Genomic DNA, 259 nt, shown 5'->3' on the forward strand with positions numbered 1-259 from the left:
CTCTCTCCTGTTTGATACCCACACTTTCGAGCCTCAACGTCAGTTGCAGCTTAGCAGGCTGCCTTCGCAATCGGGGTTCTTCGTGATATCTAAGCATTTCACCGCTACACCACGAATTCCGCCTGCCTCAACTGCACTCAAGCCGACCAGTTTCAACTGCAGTGCTACGGTTGAGCCGCACCATTTCACAGCTGACTTAAACGGCCGTCTACGCTCCCTTTAAACCCAATAAATCCGGATAACGCTCGCATCCTCCGTA

At 52.1% G+C, this 259-nt stretch carries 1 rRNA gene; it reads right to left on the reverse strand.

Annotated features, from left to right (window positions below):
* Nucleotides 1–259 (reverse strand): 16S ribosomal RNA (locus KKQ10_RS28910); the annotation flags it as partial.

Source organism: Pseudomonas sp. MG-9 (assembly GCF_018729515.1).
GTDB classification, from domain to species: Bacteria; Pseudomonadota; Gammaproteobacteria; order Pseudomonadales; family Pseudomonadaceae; genus Aquipseudomonas; species Aquipseudomonas serboccidentalis.